Origin of the sequence: Halomonas sp. 111, from assembly GCF_052379685.1 — a bacterium.
Classification (GTDB): Bacteria; Pseudomonadota; Gammaproteobacteria; order Pseudomonadales; family Halomonadaceae; genus Vreelandella; species Vreelandella citrativorans.
In genome coordinates, this window is record NZ_JBQSYV010000055.1 from 1 (window position 1) to 923 (window position 923).

The 923-nt window shown below is 52.0% G+C and carries 1 protein-coding gene; it reads right to left on the reverse strand.

Features of this window, described 5'->3' with window-relative positions; all coding sequences use genetic code 11:
• Positions 1 to 853, reverse strand: a protein-coding gene (locus ACT3T7_RS18395) for an IS5 family transposase (RefSeq protein WP_087110723.1) whose coding sequence is annotated in 2 segments (ribosomal slippage) — positions 1 to 497 and positions 500 to 853 — 851 coding nt annotated over the 2 segments. Because the reading frame shifts where the segments join, the coding sequence is not laid out codon by codon here. This gene is flagged as partial in the annotation.
• Between the last annotated feature and the right edge of the window lie 70 nt (positions 854 to 923).

The following is a 923-nucleotide window of genomic DNA, read 5'->3' on the forward strand; positions in this document are numbered from 1 at the left end:
TAGGCTTTGTACGAAAAGTTGGCTCGCAAGCAACGCTCTATGCAGGCTACGCATACCATCGCTCTGAAACTGCTCGCTAATTTTTCGTAGCGCGTTGCAAATCGACGTAACTCTTTAAGCCATCCAAAGCAGCGTTCTACCGCGTTTCTCTGGCGGTATCTGTGCTGATCAAAACGCCTCGGCAAACCAGGGCGTGTCTTGCGATGCATTTGACGTTGCGCAATAACGGGTTTTATACCGTGCCTGTCACAGTAACGGCGCAGTTCATCACTGTCATATCCTTTATCAGCGACCACGTAGCGGCTACGTTTGCGAGGCCTTCCAACACGGCCTGGTAGATAAACACTCTCCAGCGTCGAGATGAAATGTCGAGAATCAGCCTGCTGTCCTGGAGACAGGGTAAATGCCAGCGGCCAACCATGGGAATCACATACCAGGTGGATTTTTGTCGTTAAACCACCACGACTACGCCCCAATGCGTGATCTACCGGTTCTTCTGAGCCCCCTTTTTGCCGCCTCCTGCGGCAGCGCGGGTGGCACGTATCGAGGTCGAATCAATCATCCACGTATCCAGATCCATCAGTCCATCTTCACGCAGCCTGAGCTGTAAGCGAGAAAGGATAGCTTCAAACGTGCCATCATCCCGCCATTTTCGAAAGCGCTCATAGGCAGTTGACCAGGGACCATACCGCTCGGGTAGATCTCGCCATTTGGCACCAGAACAGAGCACCCAGAAAATACCATTGAGGACCTGCCGGTCATCCCGCCGGGGCCTGCCCATCACCTGAGTTGGCGACACAATATCTGTAATCTGCGCCCAGTTCTCATTGGATATCTCGTACCGGCCAACCATCATTCATTTCCCCCTATGCTTCTATTGCATGGGAAAACTTAGCAGATATCACTTTTCGTACAAAACCTAG